The sequence below is a fragment of the Bacteroidota bacterium genome, from assembly GCA_016720935.1.
Taxonomy (GTDB): domain Bacteria; phylum Bacteroidota; class Bacteroidia; order AKYH767-A; family 2013-40CM-41-45; genus JADKJP01.
In genome coordinates this window covers 448769-470581 of record JADKJP010000007.1, presented here as the reverse complement: position 1 = coordinate 470581, position 21813 = coordinate 448769, and the positions used below count along the sequence as shown (strand labels likewise).

Below are 21813 nucleotides of genomic sequence, written 5' to 3'. Positions count from 1 at the left end.
ATTGTGCATTATTCACTCATTGGTAACTCCATTCCATAAGTCTGGTTGACAAGTGTAGTTGAATTTAAAACTACAGCGGATTGCCCTCTTACCCAGGCTCCGAAATAATAGTCATTTCCGGTAGCGTACAGGTAATAATTTCCAGGATACAGATTGGTGAATACCGCATTTCCATCACTGTCGGCCTGAACCGAATATTCATATTTTGTTGAATCTCGTCCTGGAAATTCAACTGCGTTTTTTTTAAGATATACATGTACATAAGGAACCGCCCAACTGTGATGATAATTGTGAACATTCAACGTAATGTTGCCTTGTACCACAATGGTTCCATCAGGATTCCTGATCCCATCTTTCTTACAACCAATGAAGATAATAGCAAAAAACACCCCTAAAAGGAGTTTTTTTGCAAATTTATCCCGTTTCATGTGTGAATATATGATATCAATTCTATAGAAGGGGTGAATTTTAATCAAAATGAAGGATGTACTTTACTTAGTACACCCTTCATTTCATTCAAAACTATTCAGTTACAGAGATATCCACCTCAATTTCACCTTCAGTTTGTTCGGTACTGAAAGACCTTCCTCCACGAACAATGAAAGGTCCTGCAGTGTCCAGCCCGGCAGCATAGAGATAATAGTCTCCGCATTTCAATCCACTGATATGAACATGATCTTCACCTTCTTCTCCAACAAATCTTGCATCGTATCCGGAAGGCGCACCGGACCAATCCTGTGTATTAAATTTAACCCAAACAGTATCAGGCTGAGCACTGTCATTTGGAATGACTACACCATGGTGTTTCAGTTTAGCAACCAGAGTGAGTGATCCTCCGGTACCTGCTTCGCAGGATGGATCCTTTTTACAGGAACTAATGAATAGAATAATAGTTATTGCAATGGCAGTAGTTGCCAGAATTGATTTTTGTTTCATATTTATTTTTTGAGATTAATACAATGATTTAAATTAATGTCAAAAAATATTTTGGTGGCTGGAATACATTGCCGTCAAAACCAGCTATAGAGTTCATTTTATGTTGTGAAAAGTGCAAGATTCCGGATTCTGAAAATGACTGATTATTGTATTGATTTTCGGAATAAAAATGATCAAATTTTTCTTTCAATAAATTGCCGCTCTGGTTTTCGTGTTTGTCTTGTTCTTTAAGCTCTTTTTTTAGAAAACAAGAACCTTGACAATGCAGCTGAGGTTTGTTTTTATTTTCACAAAATGTTTCAATGATACTGCTTTGTTCCAGTATGAATATGCTATATATGCATGTTTTACTGCAAACCTGCAGCAAAACCGTTAAACACACAATCATTGAAACTATTCGTGTAAACATCCTTGTGAAATTACGAAATTTCACGGAAGACAAGTGTCCATAATTTGTAATTTTTTTACACGAGGAATTGTGTGTTATGATGTGTAAATCTAACATTGCAGCACAGGGATGCAGAAGCCTCATTTAACTTGGTGTTGTTGAGCATTTGTAATGGCAGATTGAATATTTTTTTTGTGTGGCTCATCATTGTTTTCTTTTAGAAGGCTCCTCCATTGCTTCCTAATGCCTATCTTTCAAGTGTCAGACTCAGTAATTCATCTTCAGATAGGATGATTTGTAAAAGGTCTTTAAACCCTGAATTTATATGTACCGATATTTTATTGCTTATAAGCCTTACGGAATGCTCACCCAGTTTTCACGTGAGGGAGAACGGAAAGTACTGGCCGACCTCAACTTTGTTTTTCCAAAAGATGTGTACCCGGTTGGCCGTCTGGATGCCGATAGCGAAGGCTTACTTGTCTTGACCAATGATAAATCTGTCAATGAAAAGTTATTGCATCCTTCAAATAAACACATGAGAACATACCTTGTTCAGGTGGAAGGTGAAGTCAATGAAGAAGCTTGCATGCAACTGGCAAAAGGTGTTGAAATTTCCATCGATGGTAAAAAGTATAAAACAATACCGGCCGGATCTGTTTCCATTGTTTATTCACCGGATTTCCTTCCGGAAAGAAATCCGCCTGTGAGGTTCAGGAAATCCATCCCAACTTCGTGGATCCGAATTCAACTTAGTGAAGGTAAAAACCGTCAGGTTCGTAAGATGACAGCCGCTGTCGGGTTCCCTACTTTAAGATTAGTGAGAATTGTCATGGAATCGTTAGAACTTGATTTTTTCGAACCCGGTGATGTTGTTGAATTAGATAAGGCAGTTTTTTATGCAAAATTGAAATTATCCTGAATAGATAATGAAGAATTTCAAAATGTAAAATCCGGTGAAATAATAGTTTAAAAGTCAGGTTAATTTCTGTTAAAATTTTGGTAAATTTGTATATATATTACTGCGAATATTCATTCCAAAGAAAAAGATCAAATGAAAAGAAATTTACTGGTTGCCTTGATGGCATGTTCACTTTCCTTTGCCTTTGCCGGAGAAAAATCTCCCGGGCCTCAGAAATGTGGAATTGTAGAAAGTACAAAGCGACTCAATCAGGAAAATCCCGGGAGGGAAAACCTGATGCTGCGTGACGAACAATATCTGCAACAAGCAATCACGTCAGGCCAGAATTCAAGATCAAGCAACACAATTTATACTCTCCCGGTTGTTGTGCACGTTGTCTGGAGAACCAGTGCCCAGAATGTCAGCGATCAGCAAATATTATCTCAGATTGACGTTCTGAATGAAGATTTTGGCCACAGAAATGCTGATACCTCAAGTATTCCCAATGTTTGGAGGACCATTTCAGGCGCAAGTAATTTTCAATTCTGTATGGCACGTATTGACCCTAATGGCAATGCCACAAATGGAATCGAAAGACGTCAGACTACTGTTACTTCATTTTCAACCAATGATGATGTAAAGTATTATGCTTCCGGTGGTTTGGATGCATGGGATACACGTCATTATTTTAATATTTGGGTGTGCAATCTTGGTAATGGAATTCTGGGTTATGCTGAGTTTCCAACTTCACAAGTATCCGATACCTATGGTGTTGTAATCCTATATGATTCATTCGGCCGGACAGGAGTTGTTTCTTTCCCTTACAACAAAGGAAGAACAGCAACTCATGAAATCGGACATTGCTTCAACCTCAAACATATCTGGGGTGATGATGGTAGCGCATGCAGTGGTACTGATAACGTTTCGGATACCCCAAATCAGGGTGGAGAAACTTATGGTTGTCTGACTTTCCCGGCAAACGACAATTGCAATACTACCACCAATGGTTATATGTTCATGAATTATATGGATTATAGTGATGACCGTTGCTTGTATATGTTTACAAATGGTCAGAATACACGAATGAACACTGCTATGACTGCCTGGTACGCTGATTTGCTTGCTTCAGGAAAATGTGAATCACCCGTTGGAATCACCGGTGCTCCGGATGATTTTCAGTTGAGCATTTATCCAAATCCAAGTGAAGGAATTCTCAATTTGGACATGACCGCTACCCGTGATCTTGGCAAATCAATTGATCTTATTATTCACGATGCTCTCGGAAAAATTGTTTACAGTCAAAAACTGGAAAACCCTGTAGGAGTAATCCACCAGGTAGATCTTCAGTCATTTGGAAAAGGAGTTTATTTTGTAAATCTTACCAATGCGGAATTCCGCAAGACAGTCAGGGTTTCCATCCTGAACTAATTCCAGAGATAAAATAAAACAAAAGGCCGGGCAATTTGTCCGGCCTTTCTTTTTCATATATATGTTCGCATTCAATGTGGTAATGACTCCTTCAATTTGCTTTCAGTAAATTCTTCAATATAGGAGAGGAATAATTCCAACGCTTTTTTCTTCTGTTCGTTAAAATTAAAATCTATATTCTCGGATAAATATTTTTCCGCAACTGAATTTTCAATTTCTCCTGATCCATATTGATTCAGCACGGCCGGAATATTTGTAACCCCTTCAGCTGCCGCTTTATTTAACAATTCACTGAATGTTTTTGAAACAGGTTTGTTCGCAACCCAACAAGCAAAGACAAAGGGCAAGCCGGTATATTTTTTCCATTCGCCGGATAAATCGTATACATATTTGAATTGGTCTTTCAGAATCAATGCCCGATCACCGATGATTACTCCGGCACTGGATCCGTTAATTGTGGATTCATAACCGGCTTCGGCCGCTTCCCATATTGGATTGATTTTCCAGAACCTTTTTGCAAGTACTCTGGCCAACAGCACTGATGTTCTGGATTGATAATCCAGCAACACCCTGGAAATGGATTCCAGAGGAACCTCACTGACCAGGAGCACCGAATTGACATCTCCATTGGCACCGATACAATAATCAGTGAGCAGGTAGTATTCTTTGAGTTCCGGAAGTATTGCAATTGGTACCAATCCAACGTCAACCTTGCCACTCAGTAATTTCATTGCGCAAACAGAAGGGATATCCAACTCCAACTCAATTTGCTCTTTCATCCAGGGCTTTTCAAGACCGAAAATAAAAGGCTTACTGTTCAGGTAAGAAACAACAGACAACTTTATTTTTGAATTCATACAATGAATTTTCCGAATGCAAATATATTAAACATATCCTTGATGATGCAGGATGCCGGATGAATTGGAGACCTCCTCGTTTTCACATACACCTGCGTCTACAAAAAGCAAAAGCGGGCACAATACAATTGTCCCCGCTTTTGAAAATCAATCATCACTGGATTATATTTCAGCTTCGATCAAGTCTTCGATTCTTTTATCCTTTACACCTTCATCAATTGCATGCCCTCTCCATTTTCTCAAACGGTTTTTCAATCGGGCACTTAAAAGATACATAACCGGCACCATGATCAGGGTAAGGAAGGTTGCAAAGGCCAAACCAAAGATCATTGTCCATGAAAGTGGTCCCCAGAATGCAGTGTTGTCGCCTCCAAAGTACAGATGCGGATTGAACTCACGGAACAATGTTGCAAAGTCCATATTCAGTCCAACAGCAAGCGGAATGAGTCCCAGCATGGTTGCGGAGGCTGTCAGGATAACCGGTGTCATCCGCGTGCGACCTGCTTCCACAATCGCATCGAAAGTGGGTACTCCCTGTTCACGCAATAAATCAGTAAACTCTACGAGAAGAATACCATTTCGGACAACGATACCTGCAAGCGCGATAATCCCGACACCACTCATGACAATTGAAAACTCCATTTTGAAAATGGAGAATCCCAGGAAAACTCCGATGATACTAAATCCAATTTCAACAAGAATGATCAGAGGCTTGCTAATCGAGTTGAACTGTAAAACAAGGATCATGATGATGAGCAGGAGGGAAGTGAGCATGGCCCAACCCAGGAATGCGGAGGTTTCCGCCTGCTCTTCCTGTGAACCGGTCATTTTGATTTGAACACCGGGAGCACTGTTAAATCCGGAGATGGCACGTTGTACATCCTGAACAACCGCGTTTTCATTGTAACCTGTCAATACATTCGAACCTATCGTTACAACACGTTTCTGATTTTTCCTTTTGATCACGCCATAGGTATCTGAATACTTCACATCTGCGAAGGCTGACAAAGGAACATTCCTTACCATGCCTCCCATGGCCATATCACGATATAAAATTTTCAGATTTCTCAACATGTCGATGTTGTAGCGTTGATCATCACGATATTTGATCACGATGTTGTAGTCGTCATTCACATCCCTGTATTTCGAAATATCTGTACCCAATACTCCAAGATAAATTTCATTACCCACGGAATAAGTGGAGATCGCCTCCCGATTGGCTCTTTCCCTGTCGATGTTTACAACCAGCTGAGGTTTTTTGTCCTGTAGGTCACTTCGTAGTTCTTCTACGCCTTCAATTTTGAGTGAGTCCAGATAACGTTTCAATCCACGACTGGTTTGCGCAAGGTCTTCAAGATTATCACCACTTACTTCGATATTGACAGGTTTTCCGACAGGAGGACCACCTTGTTCCTGTGCCACGGAAATTTCTGCACCGGGAATTCCTTTAACCGCTTCACGAATCTTGGCAAGATATTGCAGAGTAGATACACCATTACGTTTACCATATTCAACGAAGGCCACAGATACTTTACTCTTGTTGGGATAATCTCCCTGGTCTTCATCCTGCGGATCTGTTACGCTCACGGTAACATTCGCAATCACAGATTTAACTACAGGATTCGGCCAGTCAATGGCTTTGTAAACACGTCCTTCGATAATCTTTGTAACCGAGTCGGTGTATGCCTGATCTGTCCCTACCGGTAAACTGGTATAGACATAGATAAAGTTAGGATCCGCCTGAGGGAAGAAACTAATGCCACCGTTTCGCATCCCGAGTAACACCAATGAACCGATGAACAGGAGGAAAGTTGAAAGCATCATCGTTCTTGGGCGATGCAGACACCAAACCAATAAACGACGGTATGCAAGCTGAAATTTTGGCCAACTGATTTCCTGGAAACGTTTGATTACAAATCTGAGCCAATAGTGATTCACCAAATAAAGCAGGAGGGCGACAACTCCGAAATTTCCTACCCCAAAATCTATCAGGTATCCGATTACAATAGCAACACCGAATAAGGCCAAAGACTTCTTTAAATTATTCCGGTCACGCTTTTCATCATGTTCCTTATGCGGTTTCATGAATTGGGCGGCAAACACAGGATTTATAATGTAAGCGACAAACAAGGATGCCGTCAGCGTTACTATCAGTGTCACAGGCAGGAAGAACATGAATTTACCAATGACTCCTTTCCAAAACAGAAGTGGAACAAAAGGTGCAAGTGTAGTGAGGGTACCTGAGAACACCGGAAGAAATACTTCACCGGCAGCCAGCTTGGCGGCTTTGATGATGCTCATTTTCCCGTTTGCAAATATCCGGTGTGTGTTTTCGATTACCACAATGGCATCGTCTACGACAATTCCAAGTGCCAGGAGGAAGCTGAACAAGACTATCATATTCAACGAGAATCCTAAGGCCGGCATGACAAGGAATGCCAGACACATGGATAAGGGTACCGATAATGCCACGAAGAAAGCGTTTGTTGTACCCATGAAAAACATCAGAATCATGAATACCAGTACAAATCCGATAATAATGGTATTGATCAGGTCGTGCAATGTGGTCCGGGTTTGTTCACTCTGATCTCCTGTAAGCACGACATTGACATCCTTCGGCCAGTCGTTTTTACGGATATCGTCCATCAATTCAACAATCTTATCTGAAGTCTCAATCAGATTTTCACCCTTACGTTTAATGATGTTCAGGGTAATTACGTTGTTGTGATCAAGCCGTGCATAGCTTTGTTGCTCGTGATAACTGTCAATTACCTGAGCTACATCTTTCAGGTAGATTGGCTTTCCGTTGATGGAATTGATAACCAGATTTCCAATCTGTTCAGTGTTTTTGAATTCACCCGTTACACTTAAAGACCTGCTGATTCCATCCATGCGGACGGATCCACCGGGGAAGGTCAGGTTTTCAGACTGAACAGCACGCTGAATGTCTCCCAATGTGAGATCGGCAGCCTGCATTTTGATCATGTCCACATTGATCTGAATCTCCCGTTCAAGTGCCCCGATAATTTCAACTTTTTTAACTTCTTTGAGGCTCTCAATGTGATCCTTCGCGTCATCGGCAAATTCTTTCAGCTTGGATAAATCATAATTTCCACTGATGTTCACCTGCATTACAGGTAAGTCGGAGAAATTGATCTCGATAATTTCCGGATCGTTTTTTAAATCTTTTGGGAGGTCTTTTTTCGCCTTGTCAACAGCATCTTTTACTTTTTGTTTGGCGTCTTCTATATTGACTTCAGAACCGAATTCAACAACAACGCTGCAATAATCCTGTAATGAATTGCTTTTGATCTTTTTTACTCCGGCAATATTTTTACATTCTTTCTCAATCGGTCTCACAATGAGATTCTCCATATCTTTTGGAGAAGTTCCGGGATAAATAACGCTGATATAGATGTTCGGTAATGAAATATCCGGAAAGCTTTCTTTGGGAAGACTGATGTATGCCAGTGTTCCCATGATACCCAATACAAGGGTAATCACGAATACAGCGATTTTATTATTGATAGCCCAGGAGGAAGGCTTAAATTCTTTTTGTAGGTCTTGCATTTGATTATATTCTTTCAGGGGTGAAAATGGTATAGCTCATTTGTCAGATTTCCGCTCAGAGTGATATCGCGTCTCCATCGATGATATTCTGGAAACCAATTGTGATTACTTTGTCTCCCTGATCAATACCTGATTTAATTTCAGCATTACCGTTATAAATAATTCCGGTCTTGACAGTTTTTCTTTTGGCGATATTCTTTCCGTTTTCCTGAACAGACACGTAAACAAATTCTCCATCACTGGATTTTTGAACAGCAGCCAATGGTAAAACATATGCTTTTGGAGAGGAATAATCCGCGATTTTCAGCACGGCAACCATGTTTGGATGAAACAATCCGTCTTTTGGATTCAATCTAACTTCCACATTGAAAGTACGATTCAGACTGTTGATAGCCTGTCCGGAATAATCCAGTTTTCCTTTTACTTCCTGTCCCAGGTCCGGGAAATAAATCAATACATCATTTCCACGGCTCACCTTGCTGATATAGGATTCCGCTACTTCAGCAGTCACTTTTAATGAACTCAAATTCACAACGCGGAATGCCGGAATTCCGGGAGCCATCGTTTGTCCTACTTTTACATGAACGATGTCAACGGTTCCGTTAATTGGAGATTTGATGCGTGTTAGATCGAGTTGTTCCTGTAAACCTGACATTCTTTTTTCCATGGCTTCTTTGTTGGTCTTTGCCTGGAGGAATTGAACCTCAGAACCAATCTTTTGATCCCAAAGATTTTTTTGTTTGTTGTAAATCTGGGTTGCCAGGTCAAGTTGTGACTGCATCTCAGCGATTCCCTGACGAATGATACGATCGTCCACCACTGCGAGCACTTGTCCTTTACTTACTTTATCACCGGCTTTTACATTCAGTGTGGTAATGTTACCCATGGTTTCAGCACTGACATTCACATCTTCATCGCCTTCAACTTTTGCCTGAACTTCGATGTAGTGATTGAAAACCTGAGGATTCATATCCGTTATGGCAACGAGCTTTGATTTAACATTCGATGCGGATGTATCACTCGCGGCCAATTCGCTTTCAAGGAGTCTTATTTTTTCACGCAGATCCGCTTGTTCCTTTTTTAATTTATCAAGTTCAGCACGTTTTTTATCTGTGCCGGAATTTTGTGAGCAGCTCACGATTGTCAGAATGAGGAGGGAGAAAAATATTGATTTCATATGTCTTGTGTTTTTCAATGGGGGATTTTAATAGTTTAAATTACCAAGGGCTTTGTCAAGATTTATTTTCGCGACCGTAGCGTCATACAATGCATTAAAATAGTTGGCTTGTGCTTCTTTTAATGATGTTTCAGCGTCGAGAACTTCAAGGTTTGAACCTACGCCCTGGTCGTATTTTAATTTGGATGTTCTGTAAATATCATTGGCAAGTGCCAGATTTTTGTCCTGGTTATCCAGTGAACTCAATGCATCAATCAATGCATTCCTGTTCGAAGCAATATCCAGCTGAATAGCCTGTTCAAAATTGACAAGTTCGATTTCGATTTTTCGTAATGCTAATTTTTGCTGACGAATTTTTGCTGCTTTCTGGAAGCCATCAAAGATGGGAACATTCAATGTCGCGCCAACAATTCCGGTTGGATACCATTTTTGACTTTGATCAAAGAAGTCAAACTTATTTCGCTGTGCAGAAGTACTCAAACTACCATATGCGACAAGGTTCGGATAATAACCATCCTGGTACCTTTTAACATTATACTGTTGTAATTTTTCCTGTGTCTTCAGAATTGAATATTCAATGCGTTTGGAGGCATCTACTTTATCAAGCGGTACGATGGTATTCCTGATCTCATTCGCATTGATAGAATCAGTGAGCTCCACACGAGCTGCAGGATTAGCTCCGATTTGAAAAAGGAAAACCTGGGAAGACAAAGTTAGCAATCTGTCAAATTTGCTGTTTTCGGTGGATAGGTTGTTGAACAACACGGTAACCCTGTCAACGTCCAGCTTTTCTACAAAACCATTTTCATACAATGCTTTGGTGTCATCTTTCAATTTCTGTATGCGTTCAACATTCGCGGCAATTACTTTTTTACGTTCTTTTAACAACAGTACATTGTAATATGCTTTGGTTACATTCACTGCGGTTTCAATACGAGTACGTTTTACATTTCGTATCGATAATTCGTGAAGCGTTTTGGTTGCTTTCACACCAAGCAGATAGGTTGGATCAAATAAAAGCTGTGAAGCAGTAAGCCCTGCTGTAGCATTCCAACGTGTACCGAATTGAACTGGAAACACACCGGATCCATTCAGATCTTTACGCGGAATAACATTTTCCTCAAAAAGAATATTGTAAACAGATGGAGAAATGAAATCCGGAATAAATTGGGTTGGAATTTTCTCGAAATCTTTGACGTCCAGGCTTCCGCTAAGCTGCGGCAATCCGATTCCAATGATTTCTTTTTCCTGTGCATCAGCGATCTGTGCGTCAAGTTGCGCATTAAGGACATCCTTCTGATTCTGAAGAGCGAAATCAATGGCTTGCTGGAGGGAAAAACGGTACAAGGAATCCTGTGATTGTGAGCTGGCGGTACCGGCTATAAACACAGAAAGTAGTAAAGTGAGCAGTTTTTTCATAAGAGGGTAGACGTATGGGGATTATTGTATATTGTAAAGGATGCTATTCTTCATCCTGAATTTTCCTGTATTTGTTAATTAATTTATATCCTTTCAAAGTAACCACTCCATAAAGGAAATGTTCAAGCAATGCAACCTGAACTTCAGAAATATTAAATTGTTCATGTGGAAATGCCTCTGTATTGAAGCCTAATTCCACTTCTTCCAATCGTAAACGGGCAAGTGTTTTGACTTTCAGATCTTTCCTGTACAATTCACTTTTAATTCCACGACGTAAGTTCTCTTCCACAAAACCGGTGAGTTCCTTTTCTTTAAAGTTTTTAAAGTGGCCCCAGGCTGAAGAATGATATTTCTGCAAATCATAGAAAAGTGTAGGATTCATTTTGCTGAAATTCTTTGACATACAACTCATGGATTGCAGCATTTCATCGATTGAGTTTTCCGAATTCTTCCGGATTTCCTGCATCTCGCGGATCTGTGATTTCAACTCAGAGATCATCAAAGAACTTAAAATCGCGTTTTTGTCGGCATAATACTGGTAAATGGTCTTTTTCGACATGCCTAGTTTATGGGCGATATCATCCATCGTGATGCTTTTTATTCCATGACGGAAAAAAAGCTCTTTCGATGTATCCAGTATTCTGTCTTCTTGCCTGACCATTTTATTTTCTCAATTCGGGCGCAAAACTATGGAAACTATTTTCATTTGCAAAGTTTCCTTCCTTTTTCTATTAATATTCCGGTGCGAAACTAATTCCGTGTTCGCAGTTTCTGAGGATCAAAATGATGAAACAACAAAATTCAAGGCTGAATTGCATTATTGAGGTGCTCAAATGATATAAAAAGGGCGTTTTACGGGTAAAGATCGTTTCGTACCTTCGCAATTCCTTTTTAATTAGCTTCATGGAACTGAGTCCTTTAAGTGCAATATCTCCGGTCGACGGCCGGTATCGGCAGCAAACAGCTGTTCTCTCCGCTTATTTTTCTGAAGAAGCTTTGATGAAATACAGAGTGAGAGTGGAAGTAGAGTATTTTATCGCCCTAAGACAAATACCGCTTCCCCAACTCAGGGATGCTGATGCTTCTATCGTAGGTTCCTTAAAAAGTTTGTATACCGCTTTTAATCAGGCGGATGCCGATAGTATCAAGAGAAGGGAAGCTGTTACCAATCACGATGTGAAAGCGCTGGAGTACTTTTTAAAAGATAAGTGGACTGATGCAGGTCTGGGCTCATTCAAGGAGTTTATACATTTTGGTCTGACTTCACAAGACATTAACAACACGGCATTTCCTTTGGCGATCAAAGAGGCAGTGGAACATGTCTACCTGCCTTTGCTACTGGAAGTGAAACATAAACTTAATACACTGGCTGCGGAATGGAAGGATTTTCCGATGCTGTCACGAACACACGGACAACCTGCATCACCTACACGATTGGGGAAAGAGATCTCTGTTTTTACCGAGCGTCTTGACAATCAACTCAAGCTTCAAAAGCAAATTCCTTTCAGCGCGAAATTTGGCGGCGCAACCGGAAATTTCAATGCACATCATGCGGCTTATCCGGGAATCGATTGGGTGACTTTTGCAAATAAATTCGTGAACGAACAATTAGGTCTCGTTCGCTTACAGACCACCACACAAATTGAACATTATGACAACCTCTGTGCTTTGTTTGATTCCTTAAAAAGAATCAACAATATTCTGATTGACCTTAACAGAGACATCTGGACATATATTTCCATGGATTATTTCAAACAGGAAATTAAATCCGGGGAAATTGGTTCGTCAGCGATGCCACACAAAGTAAATCCGATTGATTTTGAAAATTCAGAAGGTAATCTTGGAATGGCCAACGCTTTGTTCGAACACCTTTCTGCGAAATTACCCATCTCCAGATTGCAAAGAGATCTGACAGATTCAACAGTACTCAGAAACGTGGGTGTTCCATTCGCCCATACCATTATCGCACTCCGTTCTTTACTGAAAGGACTGGGTAAACTGATAGTTAACAGAGACGCGCTGAACCGGGATCTTGAGAACAACTGGGCAGTAGTAGCCGAAGCTATTCAGACCATTCTGCGCCGTGAGAATTTTGCAAATCCTTATGAGGCATTGAAAGAGCTCACACGCACAAATTCCCGCATTACGGCTGAGTCCATGCAAAATTTTATTGACAAGCTGGATGTGAGTGAAGCAGTTAAAGCTGAACTGAGAGTATTTACTCCTTTTAACTACACCGGTATCTGATCGCCGATGAAAGTTTCCGGCTTCACCTTTATCCGCAACGCGATTCGCTATGATTATCCGATAGTAGAAGCCATTACTTCCATTTTGCCATTGTGTGATGAATTCGTTGTCGTTGTCGGAAATTCTGATGATGACACACTGAATCTCATCCGTAATATTCCAACTTCAAAAATCAAAATTATCAATAGCGTATGGGACGAATCACTTCGTGAAGGAGGGAGGGTACTCGCTGCTGAAACAAACAAAGCCCTGGATGCAATTTCAGACGAAAGCACATGGTGTTTTTATATTCAGGGTGATGAAGTAATGCATGAAGATTTTATTCCTGCTGTCAGGACAGCAATGGAACGTTGGAAAGATGATAAAAGGGTAGAAGGTCTATTGTTTGATTACCGACACTTTTATGGGTCCTATGATTTTATCGCTGATTCTTCCCGCTGGTACCGAAGAGAAGTGCGCATCATCCGAAAGGATCCTTTAATCCGTTCCTTCCGCGACGCCCAGGGTTTTCAGAAAAACGGCCGGCCACTTCGAGTAAAGCAGAGTGGTGGTTCAATTAATCATTATGGTTGGGTAAAACCCCCGGAAAAACAACAAGAGAAACAAAAGAATTTTCACAAGCTTTGGCATTCCGACGACTGGCTGAAGAAAAATATTCCGGACGTATCAGAATTCGATTATTCAGGCATTGATTCACTTGCACATTTTACCGGAACTCATCCTGCAGTCATGCAAAAACGGATCAGCGAAAAAAACTGGGTATTTTCCATTGACCCCACCATTAAAAAACTCAGTCTGAAATCCCGTTTTAAAATGTCTGTAGAAAGACTTACAGGTTGGAGAATTGGTGAATACAAAAATTATCGGCTAATCTGAAATGTAGATCAGCGATTCGATTAGATTTGGATGTTGGATGTTGGATGTTGGTTGTTAGTTGTTAGTTGTTAGTTGTTAGTTGTTAGTTGTTGTTTACTTGTATTAACCTAACCTAACCTCGAACAATAAAACCCGAAACCCGGAACTCAGAACCCGAAACCCAAATCTACCATCCACTCGCCAACACGTCCGCCAGGTGCAACACTTTCATTTTCTTTCCATGCTTCTGAAGATAACCTTCCATGTGCATTAGACAGCTGAGATCTGTGGAGATGATGTAATCAGCATTGGTAGCTTCGGCGTTTATGATTTTTTGTTCGGCCATTCCTACTGCGATAGATTCATATTTTACTGAAAATGTTCCACCGAAACCGCAGCAGGTTTCATTGTCGACCATCTCACGTAATTCTAAACCTTTTACTTTGCTTAGCAATAAACGTGGTTCTTTTTTCAAACCGATTTCCCGAAGTCCACTGCAGGAATCGTGATAAGTTGCACTACCGTTCAGTTTGGCTCCGATGTCTGTAACATTCAAAACATTTACAAGGAAGTCGCTCAACTCAAAAATATTTTTCTGAATAATTTTATATTCATTGTGTAATACTGTGTTGTGAAACAATTCCGGATAGTAATTTTTCACCATTCCAACACAGGAGGCTGAAGGAGATACGATATACCTGTCGTTCGGGAAATCTTTGATGAATTTCTCACCGACTTCTTTGCATTGGTCCCAATATCCGCCATTGAATGCGGGTTGCCCGCAACAGGTCTGGTTAGGATTGTAATTCACTGTGCATCCCGCTCTTTCAAGTACTTTGATCATGTTCAAAGCGGCATTCGGATAAATCTGATCTACAAAACAGGGGATGAATATATCAACAAGCATTAGGGTTCGATTTAATTTAATGTGAATTCAATTTTGTGACCTTAACTATGTGCATTCTCACCTTCCAGCATTGACAATTTTCCTTTTCGCATGCGAAGTAACAAAATCAGTCCGATAATGAAAAAGCTGATGAGAACAATGATGCTGTTTCTCATGCTTCCGGTTCTTTCATTGATTAATCCAAATGCAAGTGTTCCCAATACTGTACCGAGTTTATCACAAACATCATAAAAACTGAAGTAGGAAGCGTGATCGATTGTTTCGGGCAGCAATTTTGAATAGGTTGATCTTGATAAAGATTGTACACCACCCATTACCAGACCTACAACCGCAGCCAGTATCATGAACATGGTTTGCTCGTCTATTCCATAACGCTTGTCACAAAAGTATGCTCCTACACAAACTGCAACCCATGTTGCAAGCGAAATGCATAAGGCGGAAATGTTTCCTAATCTTTTTGACAGGTTACTAAACAAATAGGCTCCACCGATAGCGACAAATTGTATGATCAGAATAACAGCGATCAGAATTGAAGAGGGGAGATGCAGTTCACCGTCGCCGAATAGAGTCGCTACGTACATGACTGTTTGCACTCCCATGTTGTAAAAGAAAAAGGAAAGAAGGAATGTTTTGAGACGGGAAGTGTGTTTCAATTCATTCCATACTTTTTTCAATTCACGATATCCATTACGTACAACTTTTCCTTCTGATTTTCTGTTGTACACATTGTTGGGAAGATAATAGAAAGTATACTGGGCAAATCCAAACCACCAGACTCCAACAAGAAGAAATGCAAGCCTTGTTGCCATTCCGCTTGAGATTCCTCCGTACCAGTCAGGAAACAAGATCATGGTCAGTGAAAATATTAGCAACATTGAACTCCCGATATAACCCATTGCAAATCCTCTCGCACTTACCTTATCCTGATCCTGGGGCTCGGCAATTTCAGGTAAAAAGGCATTGTAGAAAACGATACTTCCTGCATATCCGATTGCCGCTAAAACAACTCCAAAGACACCAACCCATAATGTATCCAGCGAAGTGAAAAAGAACAGGGAAGAACAGGCAAAAGCGCCCAGTGTACTAAAGAAGTACATGAACTTTTTCTTGTTTCCGCTGTAATCAGCAATAGAAGACAGAAGTGGGTTGATGGTAGCGATCACAAGGAAGGCAAGTGAGATCGCGTAAGTTTGCAGGGAATCGCTGTTAAAATTTCTACCAAGAAAACGAACGGTATTGTTTTCCGGGGTGGTTGTTATTGCATGAAAATATATGGGGAATAATGCTGAAGTAATTACCAGTGAGTAGGAGGAATTCGCCCAGTCATACATTGCCCAGGCGCGGATTATTTTCTTATTTCCTTTTATACTCATGAATTAACAAAGCTTGTTGAAGGGCAAGTTAAAGGTTTAAAGAAGAAGAATGCTAATTTCTTTTCAACAAGCAGAATAACTATCTCCGGAATGAATTGATTTTTGGATTGTTTGAAGCATCCGTTCTCTGAATCAGGAATCTTTGACTTTAAATAAGTCTCAGAACCGGAAATTTTTAATAGTTTCGATAAACAACTTTACTTTCTCCTTTTCAATATCAGGATACAGTCCGTGACCAAGATTCGCGATGTGTCTGTTAGGACCGAAATCTTTCATCATCTTCTGCGTCTCGCGAACAATAGTTTCATCGTCCGCATACAAGAGACAAGGATCCATATTTCCCTGCAAAGTTTTGTTCCAGCCAATAATTTTTCTTGATTCTTCAATACCCATATTCCAGTCAAGTCCGATGACTTCGCATTTCAATGCTGACATTTCTTCTCTTGCGAAGAATGCTCCTTTTGCAAAGACAATTACCGGTACTTCGCGGATCGCGTCACAGATGGCAGAGATATATCGAAGAGCAAATTCACTATACTGTTTTGGAGAAAGAATTCCCGCCCAGGAGTCAAAAATCTGGACGATATTCGCTCCGGCCGCAACCTGACCTTTCAGGTAATTGATGGTGCTTTGTGTAATTTTTTCAAGCAACTGATGCGCCAATACTGGCTCGGTGTACAAGAATTTTTTTGCTTTACTAAACGTTTTGCTGCCGCGGCCTTCGATCATGTAAGATAAGATGGTCCATGGAGCTCCGGCGAAGCCAATGAGTGGAACACGTCCGTTTAATTCTTTTTTAGTAAGCTTGATCGCATCCATCACATAGGGAAGATCGTTCGCGTCCGCGATCTTTAATTGATCTATGTCTTTTTTATTTTGGATAGTTCTCTCGAACCAGGGGCCTTTGCTCTCTACCATCTGGTAAGGAAGACCCATCGCTTCAGGAATAACGAGGATATCAGAAAAAATAATTGCTGCATCCACATTCAGGATGTCTACCGGCTGTATGGTTACTTCAGCTGCGAATTCAGGGGTTTCAACAAGCTCTTTAAATCCACCAATCTTTTCCCTGACAACCCGGTATTCCGGTAGAATTCTTCCGGCTTGTCGCATCAACCATACAGGTGTACGTTCTGTCTTCTCTCCGCGCGCTGCACGAAGCAATAAATCATTTTGTAATTTCATAGGGCCTCAAAAGTACAAATTTTGATGGAATCGGGATTATTGTGCCAATCTTTGGTCATCGAATGACCATTCTCTGAATTACAGTTGATTAGAAAAAAAAGTGGTCTTTGAAAATGGAAATCTGCTATTTCGCAGCTTTGAAATTGAACCACTAAAAATAATTCACGATTCCAAAGTGAATTTTCCCGGTTCGAAAATAAATCGGGTTGTCGAATTGTTTGCCAAGTGCATAACTGACCGACATAATCCCAAGCTTTGTTTCAAAATCAATACCGGCACCAAATCCGAAAGGTTGATCTGAGATATAACCGGAACGGTTTTTATTTTCATACCAGGCTCCATTGAAAAATGCAAAGAGAAATGAATTCTGTTCGAGCAAATACCTGTATTCAAGTTTGCCTATGGAAAATGCGGAAGCATAAATTGATTCTTCATCAAAACCACGCAGTGATCTTAAACCGCCAATCCGAAACAATTCATTCGTGAAGATTTCAGGATTGTAAATGTATGCACTGATTGTACCCAGGTTCAGAACATGTCTTCCTCCGAGTGGAATGAAATAATCGAGGTTGATTTCACCCTGGTAATTTGTCGTTCGTAAACGCAAACTGTCGTATAAAACCGGATTGATGGAAGAGTTTTTTCGAATAGTTCTGTTTCCGGTGCTACCGGTTAGTTCAAAGAGTAAACCTTTTCTTGGATTCAGACGATAATCCAGTCTTTCAAAATGAAATGTGAGTCCGTAGGTGACAATGGTAATGTCAGCATAAGGAGGAAGGGTGGTGAGGTTCTCAAGGCCCTTTGTAAGTTGAAGGTTACTTTCTTTATCGTTTATGAATGCCTTTAGAAAATCATTCCCGGCAAAGCTGTATTGTATGCCAATATTTTTTGTGATATCAACATACGTTGAATCTTTCTTATACAGAGTAAGATTCCCATCGATTCCAAAAGGAGTGTTGAGGAGAAAGGGATAAAGTCCATGAATTTTTAAATCTTGTGTTTTACCCGGAAGTTGTTTCCAATTGAACTCGATAATTTCTCCACGCTTCAGTGAGTTTTGCAGTTTCAAATGCGCTTCACCCGTGAAAGTAAATTTCCCGGGTTTCGCGTCATCCGGCAAAAGTCCGATGACTCCGTCGAACTGACTTGCTTTTTTATTTTCAAGAAACAATTCCAGCTTGGTTTCGGTTTTTGTAAATACTACGCGGCTGGGACGATTTTCAGAAACGAATGCTAATTCCCGGATTCGATTGGAGATTTTTGATATTTTGGATTCGTTGTACAAATCGCCAGGTCGGATTCCGATGTAACTGTAAATATAAACAGGCGCGATAGTTGCTTTTCCTCTAAGTACCACACTGTCGACAGTTACAGCCTTATTTTTTATAAGATTTAATTTTCCACTGATCTCATTCGTTGTAATCCGGAGACTATCGAGTTTTATACTTGCAAATGGATATCCGTTGTTTTCGCAGTTTTGTAAAATCTTCTCTTCTATTTTGAGAATTTGTTCCAGACGAAATGGTTTTTTTTCAAATAACTTTGATCTGAATCCGGTTCCGCTCAACAAATCATTTTCGACATTTCCTTTATCCAGATATGCCCACGCGAAATAATCACCAAGATATAATTCTGCAATGCAGTCTTTTTGGTTGCAATGGATACTATCGATACTTGCGGCTAAAAAACCACTTCCTTGTAAACGAAGCAGCGTGTTGTTGAGCTCACGCAACATACTTAATGAATCTACGAATGTTTTTTGAGAAAGCAATTGCTTTTCCATTCGGATAAATTCCTTTCGCTGGACAGTGTCTTTTAAATTCAGCTTGATCTGAAAAGTGCTTTGTGAAAACCCGAACTGATTTTTGAAGAAAAATAAAATGAACAGGAATTTCCGGAACAATGAACGAAATGTTCTTCCTCTTTTCTTTTTACATATCACTAGGAAGTAATCCGGAAGCATTCGGTTAAAATTATTTAGAGAGAAAATTCGAACTTCGATGAAACGAATTCCGTCTTAATAAATTGTTCTGTTGATGGTTTCATTCGAGATTCCAGTCGATTTCTTTCTGGCCTTCTCTTTTCAAAATTTCATTTGTTCTGGAGAATGGTTTGCTTCCAAAGAACCCTCTGTCTGCGGAGAAGGGAGACGGATGTGGTGATTTAAGAATGAAATGTTTTGTGGTATCAATCAGAACTTCTTTTGCTTTTGCATAATTTCCCCAGAGAATGAAAACAACTCCTGTACGGGTTGCAGATATTTCACGGATGACGGAATCCGTAAACAATTCCCAACCTTTATTTTGATGTGAACCGGGCTGACTCTCACGAACAGTGAGTGTCGCATTCAGTAATAATACACCCTGATCTGCCCATTTCTCAAGATTACCGGTTTTGGGAATAGGAATACCTAAATCGTTTTTTAATTCTTTGAAAATATTGAGAAGGGAAGGAGGTAATCCGACTCCCTGAGGTACAGAAAATGAAAGTCCGTGTGCCTGTCCCGGACCATGATATGGGTCTTGTCCAAGAATAACCACTTTTACCTTGTTAAATGGTGTGTGCTCAAAAGCGGAAAAAATTTTTGTTCCAGGAGGAAAGATGCTTTCGCCCTTTTTTTTCTCTTCTTTGAGAAATTCGATGAGTTTACCAAAATAAGGTTGCTTAAATTGATCAGAAAGCCTTAATTTCCAGCTTTCTTCAATTTTTGGGTTAATTTCAGCCATGGTGTGAATTTAGGAATAGTATTAATTTCATTTGGCAACCCTTCTTTTTTTAATAAAAAGCGACCCCTGTTAATATGTTGAAAACTCTGGCTTGCTCTTTTTTGATAAAAAGCTATTTTTGCAAGGCATTTTTGGAAATGAATCAAACATTTTCAGAAAACATTCGTTTCCAACCACAACGACTCAACCCGTCTCATGAAAAAGATCCTCCGTGTTTCTGCACTTGTTGCAGCTGTTGCTCTGATGTTTGCTTCGTGTAAATCACATGAAAAATGTCCGGCATACGGTCATTCCGGTTCTCCAAAACATACGAAAGAAATCCGGAGTTAATCCTGATTTTTGGAAAATATCCAGCGAACCCATACCAGGTTCGCTTTTCTTATTTATAGAGCTTGGTATTTAATCACGAAAGATATCCTTGATTAATTATTTCCAAAGAAATTGTATCGTTTGCTTCAGGTCAGGATGGAGACTTAATGCTACCGGACAAGTTTTCGCAGCATTTACAAGAATCGCTTTTTCTTTTTCTGAATATTGAATATCCGGCATATCAAAATCAATCTGAACTTCCGCCACTCTCCGGGGATTTGAAGCCATGATTTTTGTGATTCGTAATTCCGTTCCGTCTATATTGATCTGATGAGTTCTTGAAGCGATCCCCATCAAAGTTGCCATGCAACTTCCAAGGGATGCCGCAAGTAAATCAGTCGGAGAAAAATATTCTCCTTTTCCCTGGTTATCCGGCGGAGCATCCGTCATGATCTTCTCCTGCGACTTCACATGTGTAGCTTCGGTACGGAGCTCCCCGATGTATACTGTATGCACTGTTTCCATGTCACGAAAATAGACAATGAAAATGATTGCAGCGACATTCTGAAATTGAAATTAATAGTGTTAAATCAGGGTCTGCCAGTTTAGCTAAATTACAGTTCCATGATAATCCAATGTTTAAGTTTTGTTCCTTTTGTTAAGAAACATTAACGGCGAATTACAATTAAAGAAGCTTTAAGTGGTCTCCGCTAAGGATTTAATGGAATTTGTGTAGTTTTGTATTCCGGACTTTATGAAGAATTATCTATTTATTCTTGGATTGCTTTTTTCCATTCAGCTTTTTGCGCAGGATTCACTTCGTGTAGCACAGGATGATGTTACCATACTTTATAGAAATGAAGCAGAAGGTGGTTTGAACGTACATTCATCCGGATTCGGAATTACGTTTCGGCGAGGCTGGCATGTAACCGGTTATAAGAAACGACTCATAGATCTTGATTTCGTTTCGATTCGTCATCCCAAACAATACAAACAACCCAATCCATACTACCCTGATTCCCGCCCGTTTTTTTATGGCAAACTGAATTTCGTGTATTTACTCAGAGGTGGAGTAGGCCGGCAACATATCCTGTTTTCCAAAGCAGAGAGAAGTGGAGTAGAAGTTCGATACAATTATTGCGCTGGACTTGATCTTGGAATTACTAAGCCGGTCTATCTGGAAATTTTGATAGATAGTCCGTATGATTCTCTTGTTAAAGTAATCGACACAAGAAAGTATGATCCGAATGATCCCAAGCAGCAGGCTGTAGAAAATATCTATGGTCCGGGACCTTATTTCAATGGGCTTGGAGAATTGAAAGTTTATCCTGGTGTATATGGAAAGTTTGCCCTTTCTTTTGAATATGCAGGATGGCAACAAAAGGTAACCGCTATTGAAGCAGGAGTTGTGGTGGATTATTTCCCGAAAGCTATTCCAATCATGGCCTATAATAAGAATGAAAATTTATACGTAAATTTTTACATCTCCTTATTGTGGGGTGGAAAATGGTGATGCGATAACAGCAGTCTCCTGAATT

18 protein-coding genes are annotated in these 21813 nt (G+C 40.1%); 5 read left to right on the top strand and 13 right to left on the bottom strand.

All coding sequences use genetic code 11. The features are described 5' to 3' along the window. Window positions 1-8: 8 nt before the first annotated feature. Window positions 9-389, bottom strand: a complete 381-nt coding sequence (locus tag IPP86_16215) for a hypothetical protein (GenBank protein ID MBL0140044.1) — start codon at window positions 387-389, stop codon at window positions 9-11. Window positions 390-522: 133 nt separating this feature from the next. After that, window positions 523-936, bottom strand: coding sequence for a hypothetical protein (locus IPP86_16210; protein ID MBL0140043.1), 414 nt, complete (start codon window positions 934-936; stop codon window positions 523-525). Between the two features lie 713 nt (window positions 937-1649). On the opposite strand from IPP86_16210, the gene IPP86_16205 reads away from it, so the two are divergent. Beyond that, window positions 1650-2243 carry a pseudouridine synthase gene (locus IPP86_16205; protein ID MBL0140042.1) on the top strand — a complete coding sequence of 198 codons (594 nt, stop codon included), beginning with the start codon at window positions 1650-1652 and terminating at the stop codon, window positions 2241-2243. 132 nt (window positions 2244-2375) lie between these two features. Continuing rightward, window positions 2376-3650, top strand: a complete 1275-nt coding sequence (locus IPP86_16200; protein MBL0140041.1) for a T9SS type A sorting domain-containing protein — start codon at window positions 2376-2378, stop codon at window positions 3648-3650. Window positions 3651-3721: 71 nt separating this feature from the next. On the opposite strand, the gene IPP86_16195 is transcribed toward IPP86_16200, so the two are convergent. The 5 genes from IPP86_16195 to IPP86_16175 all read right to left on the bottom strand — a co-directional run bounded on the left by IPP86_16195 (window position 3722) and on the right by IPP86_16175 (window position 11334). Continuing rightward, entirely contained in the window at window positions 3722-4507 is a 786-nt protein-coding gene (locus IPP86_16195) for a menaquinone biosynthesis protein (protein ID MBL0140040.1), read from the bottom strand. 162 nt (window positions 4508-4669) lie between these two features. Next, window positions 4670-8077: an efflux RND transporter permease subunit gene (locus IPP86_16190; GenBank protein MBL0140039.1), complete on the bottom strand. Its 3408-nt coding sequence runs from the start codon at window positions 8075-8077 to the stop codon at window positions 4670-4672. A gap of 55 nt (window positions 8078-8132) precedes the next feature. Further along, window positions 8133-9254, bottom strand: a complete 1122-nt coding sequence (locus IPP86_16185) for an efflux RND transporter periplasmic adaptor subunit (protein MBL0140038.1) — start codon at window positions 9252-9254, stop codon at window positions 8133-8135. Between the two features lie 27 nt (window positions 9255-9281). After that, complete coding sequence (locus IPP86_16180) at window positions 9282-10673, bottom strand: TolC family protein (protein MBL0140037.1); 1392 nt, start codon at window positions 10671-10673, stop codon at window positions 9282-9284. Between the two features lie 43 nt (window positions 10674-10716). Then, on the bottom strand, window positions 10717-11334 hold the full coding sequence (locus IPP86_16175) for a TetR/AcrR family transcriptional regulator (protein MBL0140036.1): 618 nt from the start codon (window positions 11332-11334) through the stop codon (window positions 10717-10719). 242 nt (window positions 11335-11576) lie between these two features. On the opposite strand from IPP86_16175, the gene purB reads away from it, so the two are divergent. Together purB and IPP86_16165 are read left to right on the top strand one after the other, a co-directional pair. Then, complete coding sequence (gene purB / locus IPP86_16170; protein ID MBL0140035.1) at window positions 11577-12920, top strand: adenylosuccinate lyase; 1344 nt, start codon at window positions 11577-11579, stop codon at window positions 12918-12920. A 6-nt stretch (window positions 12921-12926) separates the two neighbouring features. Further along, complete coding sequence (locus tag IPP86_16165) at window positions 12927-13796, top strand: glycosyltransferase family 2 protein (GenBank protein MBL0140034.1); 870 nt, start codon at window positions 12927-12929, stop codon at window positions 13794-13796. 166 nt (window positions 13797-13962) lie between these two features. Here the strand turns inward: IPP86_16165 and IPP86_16160 are convergent, their stop codons facing one another. The 6 genes from IPP86_16160 to IPP86_16135 form a co-directional block, all read right to left on the bottom strand. Beyond that, on the bottom strand, window positions 13963-14682 hold the full coding sequence (locus tag IPP86_16160) for a (Fe-S)-binding protein (GenBank protein MBL0140033.1): 720 nt from the start codon (window positions 14680-14682) through the stop codon (window positions 13963-13965). 41 nt (window positions 14683-14723) lie between these two features. Beyond that, entirely contained in the window at window positions 14724-16055 is a 1332-nt protein-coding gene (locus IPP86_16155; GenBank protein ID MBL0140032.1) for an MFS transporter, read from the bottom strand. A gap of 159 nt (window positions 16056-16214) precedes the next feature. Beyond that, window positions 16215-17240 carry a uroporphyrinogen decarboxylase gene (gene hemE, locus IPP86_16150; protein MBL0140031.1) on the bottom strand — a complete coding sequence of 342 codons (1026 nt, stop codon included), beginning with the start codon at window positions 17238-17240 and terminating at the stop codon, window positions 16215-16217. A gap of 151 nt (window positions 17241-17391) precedes the next feature. Continuing rightward, window positions 17392-19023: a BamA/TamA family outer membrane protein gene (locus IPP86_16145; GenBank protein MBL0140030.1), complete on the bottom strand. Its 1632-nt coding sequence runs from the start codon at window positions 19021-19023 to the stop codon at window positions 17392-17394. A gap of 259 nt (window positions 19024-19282) precedes the next feature. Next, window positions 19283-19957 (bottom strand): uracil-DNA glycosylase, encoded by a 675-nt coding sequence (gene ung, locus IPP86_16140; protein MBL0140029.1) that lies wholly within the window; start codon window positions 19955-19957, stop codon window positions 19283-19285. Between the two features lie 435 nt (window positions 19958-20392). Next, window positions 20393-20800 (bottom strand): OsmC family protein, encoded by a 408-nt coding sequence (locus tag IPP86_16135; protein MBL0140028.1) that lies wholly within the window; start codon window positions 20798-20800, stop codon window positions 20393-20395. A gap of 229 nt (window positions 20801-21029) precedes the next feature. Here IPP86_16135 and IPP86_16130 point away from each other — a divergent pair, with 229 nt between their 5' ends. Continuing rightward, window positions 21030-21788, top strand: a complete 759-nt coding sequence (locus IPP86_16130) for a hypothetical protein (GenBank protein ID MBL0140027.1) — start codon at window positions 21030-21032, stop codon at window positions 21786-21788. Window positions 21789-21813: the final 25 nt, after the last annotated feature.